Here is a 17,710-nt window from a genome sequence, read left to right on the forward strand (position 1 = left end):
TTCGAAATGTGATGTCAATTTCATATTTTCTAACCCTTTGAATTGGCAGGGATTCTCTTCCGTGGACCTCCCCTGTAATTACTATCGCGTATAATAAATACCATAAAAATCAATGGGTTACAGAATTTTATTGCTTGATCGACATCTCAGTCAGGGGATAATGAAATAGTGCTAAGGACAGAAATTCTTGAACAAACCGCGAAAATGGTCACTACGACGAAAGAGAGCTTTCCCCTCCCCAACAGGATGCCTTTATGATTGATCACGACTACGCCGCCTATTTAGTCGCCATGAATCCTTCATGTTGCGTCTCTACAGATCTCGGCTGCGATCGGGGTTTTGTGTCTCAGATACAGCAAAAGGCGGCACGTCTGCGCCCCAACATGCCAACGGCTGTAGTTGCCGACTGGATATGGATCGATATCTATCAGAATATCCCTGAAAACGGGAATGATCCCGAAACTCTTCTAGACTCCTTCGTCCTCGCATACCGGTTGCTTCAGGATGATTCTGATCGTGGCTTCCGGGGTGTAATTACTACCAGCCTCCAGGAGGTTCTCTGGAAGTGCCTGTTCGTTACCCGCAACACCCATTACATACTCTGCGGATCTGGAAAACGTGCCACCGTCTACGTAGAGGAGTCTGGAGGGACTGTTGTACTCGCCACCGCACTCCATCATCAAGATAACTCGAAAGCTCTGAAATCAGTGCATTGAAGCAATTTCTCCAAAGACGACACTACCTCCATAGGCGGCTCGACCACAAACCACCGTGAGAACCAGACAACCAAATATAGGTTAGGAGCACTTGAAATGACGAACGACTACCTTGAGGAAATCTCCAGACTGGTCCACGGTGAAGGCGATCCCTGCGATCTCGGCGCCGACGCTAGCCACATCGAGATGATTGTCCGGGACTTAGAGGCGCAACCACCTTGGCGACCCTACTGCATCGTTGCGGATTGGACCTGGGTGGATCTGATTGGGGTGGACAAAGACCAATTTTCAAAAGCGGTTCGTGAGCATGGCGCTCAGCCAGTGGGGCTTTATTCAGACAATGTAATTGAAGATCAGCTGGGTAGGTTTAACCCTGGCGAGTGTGTACGCTCGACACCTCTCGTCGAATTTCGTGAAAATTGCATGTTCATAACCCGAAATACTATCTATTTGATGCAGGGACCGGGAAAAAGGCTAAGAATGCGACCATTTAGTTTCGTAAGCGCTCAATTTTAGCTTAAGTCGTCCCGACTACGATTGGTCTAACGTCTGTCTTACCTGAGGAATCTATTTTTTAACTATTCCTCAGCGCCACTTAGTGATATGTAGCTGTAAACAGGTTCGTCGCCGAAATTAATCTCCATGTAGTACTTAAATATGAGAGTGAGCTTTAACGTTTCTTCGCTCAAGTTTTCATAGGTAACGTCAACAAATCGACCAGGGGAAAACTCCAAAAATGTTATGGATTTTAAAGTGGCATTCGGAACCAAAAGAGAATGACTATTTTTCAAGTTTGAAATCTGATAGACAGCACACCCCTCAAAATGGCAAACATACGAATTTCCTAATCCTTGTCTATACTCAATAGCCAAACCCCTGGAGTCAGATGATGTAAATAACATTTTATCTAACAAACTAATAACAGACCAGGATGCGACAAATACTGACATTTCACCGAGTTCATTTGAGTGTTGTCGTATGTCGGCACTGAGCCTATTTAATAATTCCAAATTGGATTCAAATTCTGTTTCGACCGCCTTTGGGAGCGAAAAAATTTCCTGAAAAATAGACATAGAGACGTGCTTGCTAACAGCATCATCTATCCACTCTCCTTCATTGATTGCTCTATTGACTTCAATCCCTTCGGCGATATTACTCTTGGAGTAACCGGACACCTTAAGAGTTTTTGGGGCAGAGTGAGGAGCTACACCTGACGGGATGACCTCACCAAATAGTTTAACAGCGCTGACACCAGGCTCCTTCGAAAACCCTGATTTTGACGCAAAATATGCAAGTTCTAGCAGTTTATGCTCATCAATGGGAGCAGACCTTATTTCATCCATTGATTTATTAGTAATTAGAGAGATTAGTTCTTCTATCGAAGATACAAAATTAGCAATCCTATTCTCCGTGAAAACTTCATCGTCTGGCGTAATATCAATTTTCGCAATTTTTAGCCAAATGTTAAGCTCTCTTACCAGAGTATCTCTATGAGCTTGATCAAAGATGGTTGAAAATATAACCTCGACCCAGCGTTTAGGTAGTTCCCATTGCCTATTTGATTTAAATATAGACAGCTGTACGTACTGTACTTGAAGACTTCTTACATCATCCGCACCTACACTAGAGTAAATTCTCCCAGAGACTCGCTTTGGCTCTTCGATACGGGAAAAAGTACTTACGATTGAGTCCATCCAATTGCCATAGCTTTCCTCCCCATGCTCCCAATAGCATCGTTGCCGTATATAGGCGGCCAGTATATCGCCTCCGGTTGCAATTGGTTCATAACCCCTCTCAACACCACCGGTTGGCTTCAGCCGCTTTCCATCAACCAACGCCTGGACAATACGGCTAATATAAGGGCCGTCATTATCTTTCGCGCTAGCCTGTAGATAAGCAGCACAAACGAGTCTAACATCCACCCACGCATTCTCCACTGCGAGCTGGGCAGCTGACATCTCATTATAGTTGTTCTCATTCAAAATGAGTTGCCATATATCACAAGTGCTTTCTCTATCTAGGATATTGACAGTTACTAATTCGTGAATCCAAAAATGCTTCACTGGCTGGTATTCGTGAAGGGATATATTGGAAATCCAATTTACCATCATATCCGCCGCCCACTCTGAAGCCATTTGTTCGCCATCTCTTAACGCAGAAATGATCTGTTGGCCTGTGCAGATCAGATGATGAAGATATAGGGGGACAGACTTGGTGTTATCTTTCCATCGTTGTGAACGAGGTTCCAAATGTAGAGGCCAGCTTTCCCACGCTCCAACGTACACCAATAATGCATGTTCATATTGATTGTAGATCAATGTTCCGGGTACTTTAGTCGTTGTGCTAGCCCATCGTACCAGTGCAACCCAAGTCAGATATGATGAATAAATAAGATCTTTTGCAGCTCTTTCGGGAAGAGGCTTTTCCCCCCAGCTGTATATCTTTATTTGAAAGTGCGTCATGCCCTCATAGTACGACACTGACTCCGGTATAGCATCTACAGCTTTCAGGGTTAAGAGATAATATGCCCTCAACATCTCATCAAGATATGTACGCGACCAAAAGCTGGAGGATGGAAGTAATAACCAATTATCGTTGGCGTTTTCATCTGTGACGAACGAAAGCGCGTCACTGACAGAGCAGTGCCATTCAGCTAACCGCCGAACAGATTGTTCAAATAGCGCCGGGTTTCTTTCTCTTAAGTCGTCCTCTGCAGATCCAACAAGGGATAGAAGTATTTCGTCCACCAGGTCATTGCTGAAGGGCTTGTTTCTAGAAAATCTATAGCTTAAACGAAGTAGAGATCTAGCCGAAAATCCAGGATCAAACCCTTTAAATGCAGCCAAAGTATGGACCTTGGATGCGTGATTATTTGGCTTTAATGGAAGAATTAACCTACTCTTTTTGACATTCGACTCAATACTCTTGGTTATCAAGTATACCGCCACATTGAGAATTCTAAATCTGATTTCCGATACATATTTAGGTTTTCTAAATTTTACCGAAATGGACTCTTCGCCTTCCTGGCTGAACCTAAATGTTGAAATATCGAGTTTTGAATCTTCAGACGTGCTTATAAGTTTGAAGCGAATAGATTCCTCAGGAATAAAGTAAGATAATCGGCTTTTTATTCCTTCGACAAATGATTCATTGATTGTATACCTCAACAACAATTGGTCTCTGTAAGGCTCATGAACGATTAAGAACGTAGCTCTGATAAACCAGCCAATTAATAAAATATTGAAAGAAACCCAAATAAATGAAAGAGCACACCAAAGCGAGTAGCTCACTGGCTCCATAAGTGTATCGATGTACGGTCCAGCCCCAATGTAAAGTAGCGCGGCTATACTGCTGAAACTTAAGAATAGAAAACCAGAGTATTGCCGGTACAATGACCAAATAGCCTTAGATGCTGTCTTTCTTTGCAAAAGAATGCCAACAAGACTGATAGCTAGAGGCAAAACAACACCAACAAGCGTGACTTGCACCGAAAGCAAGGACTTTTGCCAGTCATAAAGCCAACTCCAGCCCAACAACGAGTCCGTCTCTAGAGGAAAAATGTTCCGTTCCAAAAAGTAGCCCGCCGCTTGTATCAGGGCTAGCGCGATGAGAATAAAGAAAACGTATGAAATTGGGCGTCTTGACCATTGAATGATTTGTGATTCGATAAAACTCCATTTATACAATCTATACGCTTCAGAACTATAGATAGTATCTTTGAGATTTTTTTTGACCTGGTAGTTGAGTGTATTTAAAAACCAGCCGAGTCTCCACAGCATTGCCCTTCCATCCTATCTTAAAGTCACTCCGAATTTCTTGTTATTTCTAGAGTAAAGTGAATTGATAATAAATATTAAACGACAATCGTCAACTACGCATTAGAAGGCCTGGGACCGGGCCCAAAAAGAACGGTTTCGAACGCGAACGTTCTTCCGATCTGGACTTCATAGAGAACCCCTGATGTGGAAGCATTGCTCCTTTCGGCAGGCGAATAGTGTGCACCTTTTCAACTATTTCTGGTGTACAAAAACCTACTTTAAGAGTTTTTTATCCAGGCCCGCTTTCTCGGTGGCTCGATTAAAACGTTTAAGAACAGCGTCATATTGCTCATTGTTCTCGGCTGCAATGTCTTTCAGTGAGACGCCTGATGCCTTCCGTTTGATCACATGTATCTCTTTCTCATTTAATGATCTATCCGCCAGTAGCGTATCAATTTTCGAGCTGTCGTGGTAGATCAGCATATCGTCCAGCTCATAACCCGGCGCTTTCTCCAACTTATGATCTTGCTCGTCTTCAAACGACTCAAATCTGGGTCCTTGATAACGACTAGGTTTAGCACCTCTACCTTCTTCGTGAGCTGTTTGTGCCCGCTCGAATGAACCCTTCGATACCTTGTTTGAGCGTCTGGCCAGCCGCTTTAATAGATGGTGCTTCATGTGCTTGCTTAGGTTCGTCATGAGCACCGCGTCGATACTCTTCTCCACGTCGGCAGGAATCGTCAACTCCCCGTTGGCCAGCTTTCTAAGCACCCCCTCTATAGCTATACCCAGCGCCTCCTCCGCCTCGACATCAACCCTCTTCGGTGAGGGGTTGAAAGCCACCAAAATCTCTCCGGCGAGGTTTTTTGAGTGTTTTTTGACCGATTCACTGGCCGATAATCGCTCTAATGCCTGCTGGACCTCTTTTTTAACCATAACCTATTGATTTTCCTGTAAAAAATGTCTGAAAAAAATTTTCCAGCCCATTATATGCGAAAAAGCCTCTTTTTTTTTGACATTTTTGTCCGTTTTTCTATTTCCAATTGGATCAATCAGTTAGGGGGGAATTGAAGTGGACTTAATTTGCAGGAAAATATTAAAAAGTCAAGGGATATCAAAGGCTTACATTTGCTTTCTAAAATGGCCCTAGTATATTGAGGGACAAGATTGTTACAGCGAGTGGAACGTTCAGACTTTCGATGGCGGCGTCTCATGACAGTAGTACCGCCCCTACACTGAGATGGAGAAACGCATGAAACCCAGAAAACAGGTTCGGCAATCCCCGGTTCGAAGCACGGGAATTGGCTATTCACACAGATATCGGGTCGCCGCCATTTTTGAGAGCGAATTGGAAAAAGATTATTTTTTCTGGAAGTGCTTTGAAGACAGGACATATGACTATCTGCGCATGCAGCCCGAGCCACTAATTTACAAAGTTGGGGGCAGAGACCGGCGCTACACTCCGGATGCAGAGCTGTCCGAGCTTGGACATGTATTTGTCGATGAAGTGAAATATTGGGCGACATCTCAACGGGCCAAGAATCTCGACAAGTTCAATCGAATCGCCTCCCTCTACGAAGACGAAGGAAAAACGTTCCGCATGGTGACCGAGCGGGATATCAGAGTCGGCTACAGAGCGACCAATCTGAGGTATCTGGCGCCGGCATGGGCCCACCGAAGCCCTCAGGAGGAGATGGAACGTGTTCAAAAACTACTGCCCTACCGGGACGCTCCGATCGACAAATTTCTGAGTGATCTAACGCGCAACGGTTTTCATCCCTGTCTCGCGCGACGTGCAATCGCGCATAAGCTTATTCGGTGTGACATTACCCTCCCCTGGAATAGGTTGTATTTAACGTGGTAATCACGCCCATCCCGGCATCCTATTGGCTATAGAAGAGAGTCCAACTATGAACGCATCACTGAAAACTGTGGGTACACGTGTGTCCTACCACAACACGGTTGGCCGCATATTGGCCTCCACCGAGGAGCACATCGTCATCGACTTTGATAGCTATTCGGAGCCCAAAATTATCGACATTTCGACAGCTGAGCGAGCCCTGGGAAAAACGCTCATGCTGATGAAACCTGGCATCATTGAAAGCCGGTTTAGGGACGTAATGACCGTGAAAGAAGAAATCGACGTGGCACGCAAATCTCAATACGTCAAAGAGCTTGAGAAGGTTTCGGGAAAACGTAAAGTCGGAGGCTCCAAAATTCGCAAGAGAGCCATTATGAGATGTGCCAAGGCTCTCAATGACTCAAACCCTCCATCCCCAGCAACACTCGCCCGATGGGCAAGGGATGAATACGACCACTCTTTGGGAGTGGCTCGATCATGCCTGACAGCCAGAAAGCGCCGGTTTCCCAGCTACCCAGAACTAAGGGACGCCGCGATGGAGTGCATTGATGAGCACTATCTAACGACCAGTCTTCCGACATACCAGTATGTATTTGACATATTCGTGGTGAAGATGAAGAAGGATGGCTATGAAGTCAATAGCCTACCGTGTTATCAGACGTTCATAAACTGGATTGATGAGATCGATCCATTTGAACAGTCTCTTAAACGGCTAGGTCGGAAGGCAACACGAGCGACAAGGCGCAATGCCGTCAAAAAGCTGAAAACAGAGCGCCCACTTGAGCGAGTTGAGAGTGACGCTTTATCTCTCGCGATTGGTTTAGTTGATGATGATGGCCTATTCTTGGGCTATGTCACGTTATTCTTTGTTCTTGACTGCCACACGCGCTCAATCCTGGGTTATCAGATGAACATTGGCCGAGGTGAACCGAGTAGCTGTGTGATTGACGCATACAGGCATGCTCTATGCCCCAAACCGGTAGGTACCTTCTCAAAGGAGTGCGAGTCTGACTGGCCAATGTATGGTGCTATAGAATGCGCTGTTTCTGATGGCGGAAAAGGCTACTCATCAGTTGAAACCCAGTCATTTTTGAAGGTTGCTGGCTCATCATCTGAGATTCTAGCGACCTACTCAGGCTGGGAGAAGCCGTACATCGAGCGCTTTAACGGGACGGTACGTACCCAATTCGCTCAAAACCTACCCGGATACTGCGGTCGGGACCCGAGAAAAATAGCCGATGCAACAATCCGAGAACAGGCTGTTATGACTCCTGCGCAATTCAAGGCGAAACTGGAGAGATGGATCGTCGATGAGTACCATCACACCGAACATTCGGGAATTAACTACAAAGCTCCTTATCAGGCGTGGACTGAGTTTTACCAAGAATCCGGTGATAGCCCGATGGTTCCTGCAAATCTCGAGGCGATCCAGTTGCCCTTTAGTGAAGAGCTGTGGCGAAAGATATCGGGCGATGTCTGCCATCAGGGCATTGCCATCGGTAATGTTCGCTATAACGATAGCGAAGGACATTTGAAACGCATTGGACTGAAATTGAGATCCAGAGGCGAGCCGGCGTTTGTCAAAGCTTCTCGATCGATCATGGACATATCGGTTGTCAAAATTGTCGACCCATTCACCGATGAACGCCATCTTATTCCCGCAAATGACTCCGCCATAGAGCCTGGCATGTCATTAGCTGAGTTTGAAGCCAAACGGGTTAAGGGCTACAAAAACAAGGGGCACCACCACGTTCGAGTACTAGCTGACGATGACGATATCAAGGAACTGAGATTAAAGCATTCGGCGAAAGTGAGAAAGCACCGCGAACGCAAGGCGATAACGGCGACACCTGACGATCTCACTCGCTCCGTCCAAGAAACTGAAGTTTCATTCATATCGCAATGTAAGGGCGATGACGAAAGCCCTTCCACTTCAAGAACCACATCAGTTCTCGACGATATTGATTTCGATAGCCTAGAGGGTTACCAAGATGAAGATTGATACCTACAGTCATATCCCGTTTGATTTGGCCGGCGACACGGCAGCGCGACATCGGAACAATGGACTGCCAGAGTCCGCTCAGAAATTCTATGCGGCGACTATGCATCATAAGATCTTCAAGCAAGGCATGGAAGCTCTTGAGGCTACACACTCAATGTCCGGTTTGGAGGGCGGCGGAATGATCGTAGAGGGTGATCCTGGACTTGGTAAAACCACTCTGTTGAATACGTATGTTAGTAGAGTCTATAAGCGACCCAGCGCCCAACCTACTGAGGAGCTAACCCCGCTTCCAGTATTGATAATTCGTATTCCAGGTAGACCTACGATTCCAAGAGTTATCGAGAAACTGTTGGAGGTGGGCGAACACATCAAGCCCTATGCTCGATCATCGGGAACTCTGGATATGCGCTTGAATCGTATGATCGTAGAACAGCGAGTGGAGATGATCGTATTTGACGAATATCACCATTTGCTGAAGCGTGATCGTTATACAGGCGACACGCTTAATTTTATGAAAATATTATGCGACGAACACCGACTGGCCACCGTGTGTTCTGGGTTACTCGATGGTCGAGATGTGCTTGACGGCCATCCTGAGCTGAGAGAAAGGTTGTCGTTCGACCACGTACTATTCCAGCCCTTTGACATGACTACAAGAGCGTCCGCCATTGAGTTTGGACAGTATATGAGGGGCATCGCGAAAGCACTGGACGAGGCCGGTGTGAATTGCTGCCCTATCAACGACAAGGATATGCTCCTTCGTATCTTACTAGCGACTCAAGGGAAACCCAGGTTTATCAACAAGTTATTTATGCGCTTGATCTTGAGGTTGAAAGATGGACGGCCGATTACCCGAACGTTCATGGAGCAGATGTACCCAGACGTTCCATTCAATGCTCACCTGGGAAATTTCAATCCATTTTCAGCGAGCTATGACAAAGTAGAAGCTCGGTATGAAGATTACCTGAAGTCGCTAGAAGACGAGGCTAAACGTTTAAAAGGAAAAACGCGTGGCTAAACTAGGCGTGAGGCCCTATCCCGAGTGTTCTGAAAGCTTGTCAGGCTATCTACTGAGGTTGTCGGAGGTAAACGGTCTGATCAACATCCAAGAGCTGCAATCGGCTATTGGTGTAGAGAAGTCAAAGATCAATGGGTGGGGTCATTGGTCTGGCGCCCAGATTAATTACCTGTCAGGCCCGTTAAGTGACGTTCTTGGAAGAGATGCTAATAGGCATATTAGCTTCACCTTAGGGAATTCGATGAAGCGATGGCAGTTTTCAGATCGACGTATGTTCAAGGAGCTTGTCGTCGACTTTATGAGAGTCTGCCCCGGCTGTCTCGCCTCCAATAAGCGCTTGGACTGGAGATGGTGTATCGGAACAGTGGCCCGCTGCCCCATTCATCGGACTCCCCTGCTCGACACATGCCCCGATTGTGGCTCCCAGCTTCGATGGGATTCGAACATATTCAGGGGTTGTACGACCTGTTCCAAGCAATGGAGTGAGATTGACAGCCTCCCGGCATCAGGTACTAAGTTTTCCAAGTTAGAGGCTGATCTCATTCCCGATGAAAATGGAGACATAAGAGCGACATCAGATGCCCTCGATAAGCTGTGCGTGGCGATTCTAAAATTTGCTCGTCCGTATGACTGTATATACCAAGTTCTGCAGCGAATTCCCTACAGCCTAGGACACAGTGATCTGATATTGCATGTTTTGAAGGAAATAGATAACAGCTCGAGGGCACCTAGGGCTCCAGAGCCGGACTTCGAGATTAACGCGCGTGTAACGGATGATCCTCACCTAATCACTAGAGAAATGGTTGAGTATGTGCGCCCCTCACGAAAGAAATGGATCAGAAACGGTGATCTATCCGCGTTAAGGTATCAGGCTGATCACCTAGGTCTGTCCGAGTACTTAGGGGTATCCAAACCGGATTTATTGAAGGTCACTGAAGCGGATCTCATACAGCCGATAAATTCAACATCGATTGTTAGGGATCAGTTGTTCGATGTGCGAGAAGCAGTCAAAGTTTTGTCAGTAATGCCTGCTCCAGCCGATACGTCCGGGTATCGCCTATTGACTGTTAAAGACAAGGCGCTTCGCAGCCACCTATGCAAGTATGGGGAAGTGCTCTGTGCCGTTCTCCAAGGAGAGATACCTGGGTACTTCGATAAAGGGTGCGATATGAGTACAGTCAGAGTCCGTGAGGAAGAGCTTTCCCTATGGCTTGCCAGGAAGTTTGAACGTGAATGCGACGGGCCTGTTGCTCTCCCGGCCGCTTCTGCGGCGATCGGGTGCTCGATCGAGAAAACCAAGAAACTGGTTAAGTCTGGACACCTGGCTCTCGCTCGCTGGCAGCGCTACGTGGACGCGATCGACGGGCCGTCTCTCTACGCATTGGTCTCAGAGCGCCATCGGTCACATGACTAAATTTTGACCATCTGGTAAACTGAGCTCAAATTACCAACTGCTGATAGGTAGCATCGCATGAAAAAGCCTGAGGCAGAAAAGGCTCATCTCTCACCAGCCGAAGAACGTGAAGAGATTCTCCGCCAGCAGGCGGAGGGCAGTTTTTCACTATCTCGACAGCTCGCTGAGCATCCCGTTTCTCGTATGAGAGCGAGAGGACTTCGCTTACCCAAAAACCACCCTCTCTCGATTTTGGCTGCCGAGAGAGGAATCCTTCGCCCTTGAGCCTCACACCTGAAAAGTTCAGAACCCATCGCACCAGGTAACGTTGGAATTACAACCATAAACTACGACGTTGGATGTTCTTGACACTGTAGTTGGACCGGTTTGGCTAAACTATGGTGTCAAGAACAGTTAATTATGGGCTCCGCATTAGGTGGCCGGGATCAGAGGGGTGCTGAACCCTATTTTAGATCCTGTTGAATGCAAGAATTCAATGGTTCCTGCTCAACGGCTCCCAAAGCACACTTCTTGATTCAGTTCCAGGGACTAGTGTTCCGGGTCCAGGGCTATAGACAGTTCATAGCTCCCCGAAAATCTATTTCGGCAGGGAGGGCCTCCGTCACTCTCGTAGTCTGGCTCGAACTCGATCCGCTTTGGTTCGAAGGCGGGTGCGTTGACAACCATGGAGTATTCGCCCTCGGCGGAGAACAAACCACATGGAATTGTGCAAATCGCGGACTTACCGTCGGAGGATATATCAAGGCTCTCGATACTCGATGAGTGCATCTCGTCAAAGTCATAGCTCTGTTGATTTAGTGTCAGCTCGCTAAGTGTGACCTGAACCAGGATATCGTCGCTTGAGCTGTCTGTCACAGAAATGACTCTAACCAGAGGATCTTCGAAAACTACTTCATCTGGACAAATGACTTCATCATCGTTCGTACCGGTATCGGTATTTTTCTTAGAATCAGATCCGCACGCGCTAACCATGAAGGCACAGAATAAAGTACTCACAACAAAATTGATATTATTCATACTGGTAACCTCTGTGTTGAATAGAAGCCGCTGATCCCCATTCAGCGGCCGTATTTAGAGTTAACCGCTAGTTTGCTACATACAAATCCACCGGATCACGATAGTTTGGCTCCCACTCGAACCGACAGCTGTAAAGGCGTGATCATTTAAATCACACCCTGGTTTCGGATAGAAGGAGCTCGCAGGCCCGGGGATTGTCGTCATTCCCGCCTGCTGCCAGTAGGAATCAGGCTGATCAATTTCCGTATAAGCCAACAGGTTGGGAGAGTTATTTAAATTGGTTAACTTGCCCTGACTGGCGCCGTCAATAATTGCCTCCTTAACTTCCATATTGTTGGCACCTGGGAAACGCTCTAGATATGTCGCTGCGATCCCCGCTACATACGGAGAAGAGTAAGACGTTCCGGTTCTGTGTATATAACCATCGTCATCACCGAGGTCAGCGACGGGCACTTCGTCTCCTGGCGCCAGTAGACTTACACAGACCCCGTAGTTGCTTCCTTGAGTAAAGCGGACCCAACGCTCGTCACTGTCGTTGGTTGCGCCGACCACAAGTGCCGAGGGTGGCATAGCTTGACCGCAGGCGTTTTCGTCATCATTGCCTGCGCTGGTGACTACAACAGCCCCTGCACGGATAAGGCTTTCCACGCTTTGTTCAACTGCGGCGGATGTAGGAGAGTAAGAAAAATTTACAACAGCGTTGTCGATGATAGGATGCGTTGGCGAATCCTGAGTTATCCGAGATCTGATGTGATCGAACGCAGAGATCATATCTGCGTGGTCCGCGGTCCCGTCAGCACAGTCGCCGCTGATACGAATGCTATAAATATCTGCGCCACTGGCGACACCTACACTGGCCCCTGCTGCGATACTGGAAACACGGGTACCATGCCCTTGGCAGTCATCGCCCCCGGAAACACTTCCAACTCCCATGCTCTCGACAATTCTACCGTAAAATTCGTCATGAGAATCGTCGATCCCAGTGTCAACGACAAAGATAGTTGCCCCCATTCCGTCATGTGTCGTTGAGAAATTGTTGTCCAGAGGAAGATCTCGCTGATTAATTCTGTCACGTCCCCAGCCTTGGTCCGGATAGCTCGCCCCGTCTTTTTCGAGATGATGGACAAAATCCAAACCTTTTACGTAGTTTGCTTCATCCTCTGTCAATTTCACCACGGCGCCGGCAATGACATGGCGGTAGGTGTGCGTAAAACTGATTTTACTTCGTGTGCCCAAAGCCTGAGCCCGAGTTTGAAAATTACTTTGTAGTAACTCCTTGGCGATTTCGGTTTTCCCTAAATATGAGTCGTTAAATTGAACAATGTAGGGTTCCCCGCTACTTGCAACTGCCGGAAGGCTTAAGTAACCACTAAAAATGATAGAGAAGAAAAAGCCAAAAAAACGAATCCTGTTATCCATGTCTATATCTCCAAAAGACGGTTAGCATCCAATTGTGACATCCCGGAACACATCCAGGGCATCAGGAATGACTTTGTGCGCGGTTCACGCTAATAGCCCCCGCGTACTAACTGTAGCTAAAGGATGTGAACCTGTCATGTAAAATTGTTGGGGAGATCTGTAAAAAACGCGAGTTCAGCGGAGCAAGTACCGTTGAGAACATCTCGCTCCTGAATCCGAAAAATCGCCGTGCTGGCTGAATGAACAGATAGTAATCAGGGTGATTTCCGTGGAAGCGGCCATATTATGGTGTCAACTGATGGTCAACCTATGGTGTCATGAACATTAGAGATTTAGCAAAGAGCCGGTAAGTATATCAATTTGCTATTATGTGGAAATTGCTAAAATGGAATCTTTATAAGAAACCTGGCGCATTAAATCGCATTCGATATCCGCTGATAAAATATATACATAAAGTTCAACTACTTATCATTATCTGATACATATTATCCGCGAACATAAATAACCTGTAAAATCAGAGGGTTACAGAATTTTCCGCTTGCAATTTGAACGCTATCAGCCTACCTTGAGCGGGTAGCCCGGGTACTGATGCGAACACAGTATTCGACGTCTCTTTGATCAAGCGGGGTGTAGAAATGAAATCCGGTATTCGACCAGCTGGCGTTCATCAGGGTACTTTTTTCGGCTGGCTTGAAACGGGCCTAGGGGCACTCCAATCGGACGATGATGATTCCATGGATGGACTTGTAATATTGGAGAAATCGGATTGGGTAGAGATTCGCGACAATAGCGGAAAGGTGGTTTTCGTTGGCGAAATCAAACCGGACTACGAGGCAGGCAAGGAGTTAGTCGATTCGCCACTAGCGCGCAGCAAACCCCGCGCCTTGGGATGTGTTGTATACATTGGACACAAGAAGGGTTTGAGCCGGATGCCTGGGGTCGATTTTTCATACCAGATGACCAGTATGTAGGTTACGTGAAGAAGGTAGACGGATCCTAGGCTTATTCCCTGACATGGCATTATGGGCCTTTTACGTCTCGACCGACCTGATCTTTTACCACATATTCATACTGTCAGCGACGCAACTCTTAGGAAAAAATAATGATGTCGAAATATATATACACTTTTGGTCACATTGGAGATTCTACAAGGCGTATTCAAAAAAACACACACCACATCTAAAATCCGACTTCCAAGGGGTGCTCCTCTGACTGCCAATATTCGCCAAGTACAATACCCACCGAATTTCTCACTGACACAGCATGAACTATTCGCTGAGAAAGTGTGCCCAATGCAATTTTGGCCGTTTTGATCAAGCAGAGTAGATTATGAACGACAAGAGAATCACTAGGGGGCCAGTGTCATTTCAAGGACGGGTAGCGACGAGTATCACCGGCATTCAACCTGGGGACCCACGGAAAACGCTCAAGTTCATCCGCCATGGTCTCAAAGTCGAAGCCATGGAAGAGCTCAGACTAGCGCTGGACGCCTCACAAAAGGAGCTTTCTTTTTTACTATCCATGTCCGCTTCGACTCTCTACCGTAGGAAAGCTAAAGGAGTGCTTCGTGCCGAGGAATCAGATCGGGTCGTTCGTTTTGCTTTGATACTCGACGACGCCATCCTTTTGATGCAAGAAGATCATGATGCAGCACTAGCTTGGCTGCGTACTCCGTTGGATATCCTAGGCGACGAAACACCGCTGGAGCATGCAACCACTGAGTTCGGAGCGGAAGAAGTAAAGAATCTAATCGGCCGCTTGCGGAACGGAGTTTTTAGTTGAAGGGGTCAGAGGGACTCTACTTATTGATGGCTCCATTGGATTTTCTAGTGATTACCGGGTTGTCAGGAAATCACAGCTGAACTATCAGAAACAGGATGTCGCTTGGATACTCCGTTTAGAAGAATTAATTTTTCACCAAGTAGGTAAAAATGAAACTAGCAGTAGCTTCAGACATCCATTTGGAATTTTCTAGCACCGATCGGTCAAGCGCCTTGTCGTTCCCTACCGATGTGGACGTGATTGTCCTTGCTGGAGATATAGGAGTGGGCAAGCAATCTCTGGATATCGTCTTCGATCTGTCACTTAAGTTTCCATCCACTTCTATTGTGTGGATCGCAGGTAATCATGAGTACTACCAACGAAATATAGATCAGCAAACTGACGAGTACCGATCTGCCTTCGAAAGTCATGAGCGAATACATTTTTTGGAAAACGAATCGATCGTGATCGATTCTGTTAAGTTCGTGGGCTGCACGCTTTGGACAGATTTTTCAATTCTTGGAGAGAGCGAACGATCGATGTTTGTGGCCGACAGAGGCATCAACGATTTCCGTTTGATAAGCACCAAACAGAATGATCGATTCACGCCGAAAGATTCTGCCAATCGTTTTAGAAGAAGCGTGTCATACCTGGAAGCGGAGCTGTCTAAATCTGACGCAGAGAAAACCGTTGTCGTATCTCATTTCCCACCAGGACTTAAAACGCACAACAAAAATTATGCTCTTGATGATATGGCCTCCTATTTCCAAGCCAACGTAGACCATATAATCCATCAGCATCAGCCTGCCCTTTGGATCTATGGTCATAACCACTACAGTGACGACCTCAGAATTGGGAGTACCCGGTTGGTAAGTAACCAGCTAGGATATCCGTCCGAACAGGGCCATATCCCCGCTTATAGCCCGTCAATGATCATTCATTTGTAAAGAGCTAGTTAACGCGGCTTGGAAAACCTAGTATTTTTGTACCAGTGCCTATCCTCCCACCACGGGTCAGACCACCAAATCCCATTCTGTTTGGCGTTGTCTATAGCTTTTGTCGGAATAGCGGGCTTCGGTTCGTGATGTCTTATGGCTCTTCGAGAGGGTTAGAGGTTCCGTGCAACGAGTTTTGGTAGCCACATAACCTATCAATCGACCATGCTGGTTTAGTTGCATTTTGGCGATTTATAAGAACGATATACCATATTAGTTAATACACAAAAAGTCGTCGAAAGTAGCTCCCCTACCTAGCTTGGTAGGATAACTTCATTTAGTAAGGAATTTCACGGATGACACCAATCGAGTATCCGAGGTTGATATAGAATCTGGTCGAACTCAAACATTCTCTACTACAAAAAGACTTCTTTGGCGATTTGGCGGATACCAAGGAGCGGGATGATGCGAACTACCGAGGAATCCTCGTTAGTTCGCCAAGACTAAGGGGACACGGTTGACCCACCTGTTACATTTTCAAATTTTTTGACTCCCAGCCAACAATCTGGTGGTGCATAATGAATGCAATTCACAACGCAGAACGTCGCAATCGCGTGCAGTTGCATTGTTATGACTCTTCATGGGTATTAACCAGGAGCATAGATAAGCCGTCAAATGACAGGCGGATGGCCTCAGAGATAGCTACCGCTTGTTTGTAGTTGCGAATATGGTCTAAACCTGTATCTGCACTAGACGTAGACAAACTAGGCTGTGTACGCTAACATTTACTATTATTAACGCGCACTAATAATTGTCAAAATGCTTCTTCCGGTGAGGGCATTTGGCTATCGTAGATTGGTCACTTTTTGGCCAGTCTCATTTTCTTTTGAATTTTGGAGAATAGTCTCACCTATTCTTTGAAAAAATTCGAGGGCGCCGTTTGAAAAACCCTCCTAAGCCGTTGAATTATAAAGGACGAGAATCTCAGCTTAACTTTGAAATGACATTTAAATGTGTCATTTCAAAGTGAGACTGAGATTCGGTCTCACCACCATTTGAAAAGCGCAAGCCCTTGCTACAACTAGCCTCCAGCCCTATATCAGCTCAAGGCAAGATGCCTGTTTTCAAAATTAGATGAGATTCTTGCCGTTTTTGACTTCTTCTAAAGTTGCCCTTGCCGTGCACTTACAGCGTGTGGCAAAGACCCGAAGCGCTCTTTTGTCATCAGTCAAACCTGTTATCAGTGTGTTGCAGCGCAGAATCACCCGATCTTGTATCAGTTCAGATATCAGTTGCTCGGGGCGGCGTGTCCACCATGGGTTCTAGTTGTTGCTGGGAAACGTCCAGCGCTCACTCCGGATACCACTGCCGAACATGCCTTTCGCTCGGTAAAAAATGTTCACGGAATAAAGCAGTTTAACTTTCTTAAAGTTCCCTTTTCGGCAGTTTGTGAGATATCGCATATTTCCGCCATGAATATACCCGCTGAATCTTGACAATATCCAGCTTGAAGCGGATATCCCCACGGCGGGAATCAACCTCAAGACCCAACTTAAGGTTTGTATAAAAGCATGGCCTGGCGGCATCATTGTCACTCCATCAGCCGCGTTAACTAAACGGTAAATCGGCGTTTTTATTTCGGATATCCATGTATCATCCCCTACTCTTGGGGATCCAAAGGTATAACATGCCGCGTTTCCTCCCTTATGTGTGATTCGCTTCGCGGCAATAGTCGCCAAAGCCCCGCCTAAACTGTGGCCTGTGAAGTACAATGGTTTTTCCCGAAGTCCATGATCTTCCAATGCCGCG

14 protein-coding genes are annotated in these 17,710 nt (G+C 46.6%); 9 read left to right on the forward strand and 5 right to left on the reverse strand.

From position 1 onward, the window contains the following. Positions 1 to 254: 254 nt before the first annotated feature. A complete protein-coding gene (locus tag AAE484_RS17055) occupies positions 255 to 716 on the forward strand; it encodes a DUF6957 family protein (protein WP_341939643.1) in 462 nt (153 codons plus the stop codon). A 96-nt stretch (positions 717 to 812) separates the two neighbouring features. Continuing rightward, positions 813 to 1,232, forward strand: a complete 420-nt coding sequence (locus AAE484_RS17060) for a DUF6957 family protein (RefSeq protein WP_341939644.1) — start codon at positions 813 to 815, stop codon at positions 1,230 to 1,232. A gap of 62 nt (positions 1,233 to 1,294) precedes the next feature. Here AAE484_RS17060 and AAE484_RS17065 read toward each other — a convergent pair whose 3' ends face one another. Beyond that, positions 1,295 to 4,495: a hypothetical protein gene (locus AAE484_RS17065; RefSeq protein ID WP_341939645.1), complete on the reverse strand. Its 3,201-nt coding sequence runs from the start codon at positions 4,493 to 4,495 to the stop codon at positions 1,295 to 1,297. Positions 4,496 to 4,747: 252 nt separating this feature from the next. Next, positions 4,748 to 5,410, reverse strand: coding sequence for a hypothetical protein (locus AAE484_RS17070; protein ID WP_341939646.1), 663 nt, complete (start codon positions 5,408 to 5,410; stop codon positions 4,748 to 4,750). A gap of 316 nt (positions 5,411 to 5,726) precedes the next feature. Here AAE484_RS17070 and AAE484_RS17075 point away from each other — a divergent pair, with 316 nt between their 5' ends. Genes AAE484_RS17075 through AAE484_RS17090 form a run of 4 tightly spaced genes read left to right on the forward strand, consistent with a single transcriptional unit; the run spans position 5,727 to position 10,769 of the window. Next, positions 5,727 to 6,338, forward strand: a complete 612-nt coding sequence (locus AAE484_RS17075) for a hypothetical protein (RefSeq protein ID WP_341939647.1) — start codon at positions 5,727 to 5,729, stop codon at positions 6,336 to 6,338. Positions 6,339 to 6,384: 46 nt separating this feature from the next. Next, a complete protein-coding gene (locus AAE484_RS17080; RefSeq protein ID WP_341939648.1) occupies positions 6,385 to 8,337 on the forward strand; it encodes a hypothetical protein in 1,953 nt (650 codons plus the stop codon). Beyond that, entirely contained in the window at positions 8,327 to 9,355 is a 1,029-nt protein-coding gene (locus AAE484_RS17085; protein WP_341939649.1) for a TniB family NTP-binding protein, read from the forward strand. Before AAE484_RS17080 ends, AAE484_RS17085 begins: the two co-directional genes overlap by 11 nt. Then, a complete protein-coding gene (locus AAE484_RS17090; protein WP_341939650.1) occupies positions 9,348 to 10,769 on the forward strand; it encodes a TniQ family protein in 1,422 nt (473 codons plus the stop codon). The genes AAE484_RS17085 and AAE484_RS17090 overlap by 8 nt, the downstream gene beginning before the upstream one ends. A gap of 528 nt (positions 10,770 to 11,297) precedes the next feature. Here the strand turns inward: AAE484_RS17090 and AAE484_RS17095 are convergent. Continuing rightward, positions 11,298 to 11,786 (reverse strand): hypothetical protein, encoded by a 489-nt coding sequence (locus AAE484_RS17095; RefSeq protein ID WP_341939651.1) that lies wholly within the window; start codon positions 11,784 to 11,786, stop codon positions 11,298 to 11,300. A gap of 75 nt (positions 11,787 to 11,861) precedes the next feature. Then, positions 11,862 to 13,205 (reverse strand): S8 family serine peptidase, encoded by a 1,344-nt coding sequence (locus AAE484_RS17100; protein ID WP_341939652.1) that lies wholly within the window; start codon positions 13,203 to 13,205, stop codon positions 11,862 to 11,864. Between the two features lie 635 nt (positions 13,206 to 13,840). On the opposite strand from AAE484_RS17100, the gene AAE484_RS17105 reads away from it, so the two are divergent. The 3 genes from AAE484_RS17105 to AAE484_RS17115 all read left to right on the forward strand — a co-directional run bounded on the left by AAE484_RS17105 (position 13,841) and on the right by AAE484_RS17115 (position 15,913). After that, a complete protein-coding gene (locus AAE484_RS17105) occupies positions 13,841 to 14,176 on the forward strand; it encodes a hypothetical protein (RefSeq protein WP_341939653.1) in 336 nt (111 codons plus the stop codon). 358 nt (positions 14,177 to 14,534) lie between these two features. After that, the gene (parS, locus tag AAE484_RS17110) at positions 14,535 to 14,987 is read left to right on the forward strand and encodes a type II RES/Xre toxin-antitoxin system antitoxin (RefSeq protein WP_341939654.1); all 453 of its coding nucleotides are present in this window, start codon (positions 14,535 to 14,537) and stop codon (positions 14,985 to 14,987) included. 149 nt (positions 14,988 to 15,136) lie between these two features. Then, complete coding sequence (locus tag AAE484_RS17115) at positions 15,137 to 15,913, forward strand: metallophosphoesterase (protein WP_341939655.1); 777 nt, start codon at positions 15,137 to 15,139, stop codon at positions 15,911 to 15,913. A gap of 1,310 nt (positions 15,914 to 17,223) precedes the next feature. Here AAE484_RS17115 and AAE484_RS17120 read toward each other — a convergent pair. Continuing rightward, a partial coding sequence (locus AAE484_RS17120) for a lipase family protein (RefSeq protein WP_341939656.1) occupies positions 17,224 to 17,710 on the reverse strand: 487 nt, incomplete at its 5' end.

Source organism: Marinimicrobium sp. C2-29 (assembly GCF_038419845.1).
Classification (GTDB): domain Bacteria; phylum Pseudomonadota; class Gammaproteobacteria; order Pseudomonadales; family Cellvibrionaceae; genus Marinimicrobium.

Bases quoted from the DNA above. Each gene is read 5' to 3' on its own strand.
- AAE484_RS17055 (WP_341939643.1), top strand. From the start codon at position 255: ATGATTGATCACGACTACGCCGCCTATTTAGTCGCCATGAATCCTTCA.
- AAE484_RS17060 (WP_341939644.1), top strand. From the start codon at position 813: ATGACGAACGACTACCTTGAGGAAATCTCCAGACTGGTCCACGGTGAA.
- AAE484_RS17065 (WP_341939645.1), bottom strand. From the start codon at position 4,495: ATGCTGTGGAGACTCGGCTGGTTTTTAAATACACTCAACTACCAGGTC.
- AAE484_RS17070 (WP_341939646.1), bottom strand. From the start codon at position 5,410: ATGGTTAAAAAAGAGGTCCAGCAGGCATTAGAGCGATTATCGGCCAGT.
- AAE484_RS17075 (WP_341939647.1), top strand. From the start codon at position 5,727: ATGAAACCCAGAAAACAGGTTCGGCAATCCCCGGTTCGAAGCACGGGA.
- AAE484_RS17080 (WP_341939648.1), top strand. From the start codon at position 6,385: ATGAACGCATCACTGAAAACTGTGGGTACACGTGTGTCCTACCACAAC.
- AAE484_RS17085 (WP_341939649.1), top strand. From the start codon at position 8,327: ATGAAGATTGATACCTACAGTCATATCCCGTTTGATTTGGCCGGCGAC.
- AAE484_RS17095 (WP_341939651.1), bottom strand. From the start codon at position 11,786: ATGAATAATATCAATTTTGTTGTGAGTACTTTATTCTGTGCCTTCATG.
- AAE484_RS17100 (WP_341939652.1), bottom strand. From the start codon at position 13,205: ATGGATAACAGGATTCGTTTTTTTGGCTTTTTCTTCTCTATCATTTTT.
- AAE484_RS17105 (WP_341939653.1), top strand. From the start codon at position 13,841: ATGAAATCCGGTATTCGACCAGCTGGCGTTCATCAGGGTACTTTTTTC.
- parS (WP_341939654.1), top strand. From the start codon at position 14,535: ATGAACGACAAGAGAATCACTAGGGGGCCAGTGTCATTTCAAGGACGG.
- AAE484_RS17115 (WP_341939655.1), top strand. From the start codon at position 15,137: ATGAAACTAGCAGTAGCTTCAGACATCCATTTGGAATTTTCTAGCACC.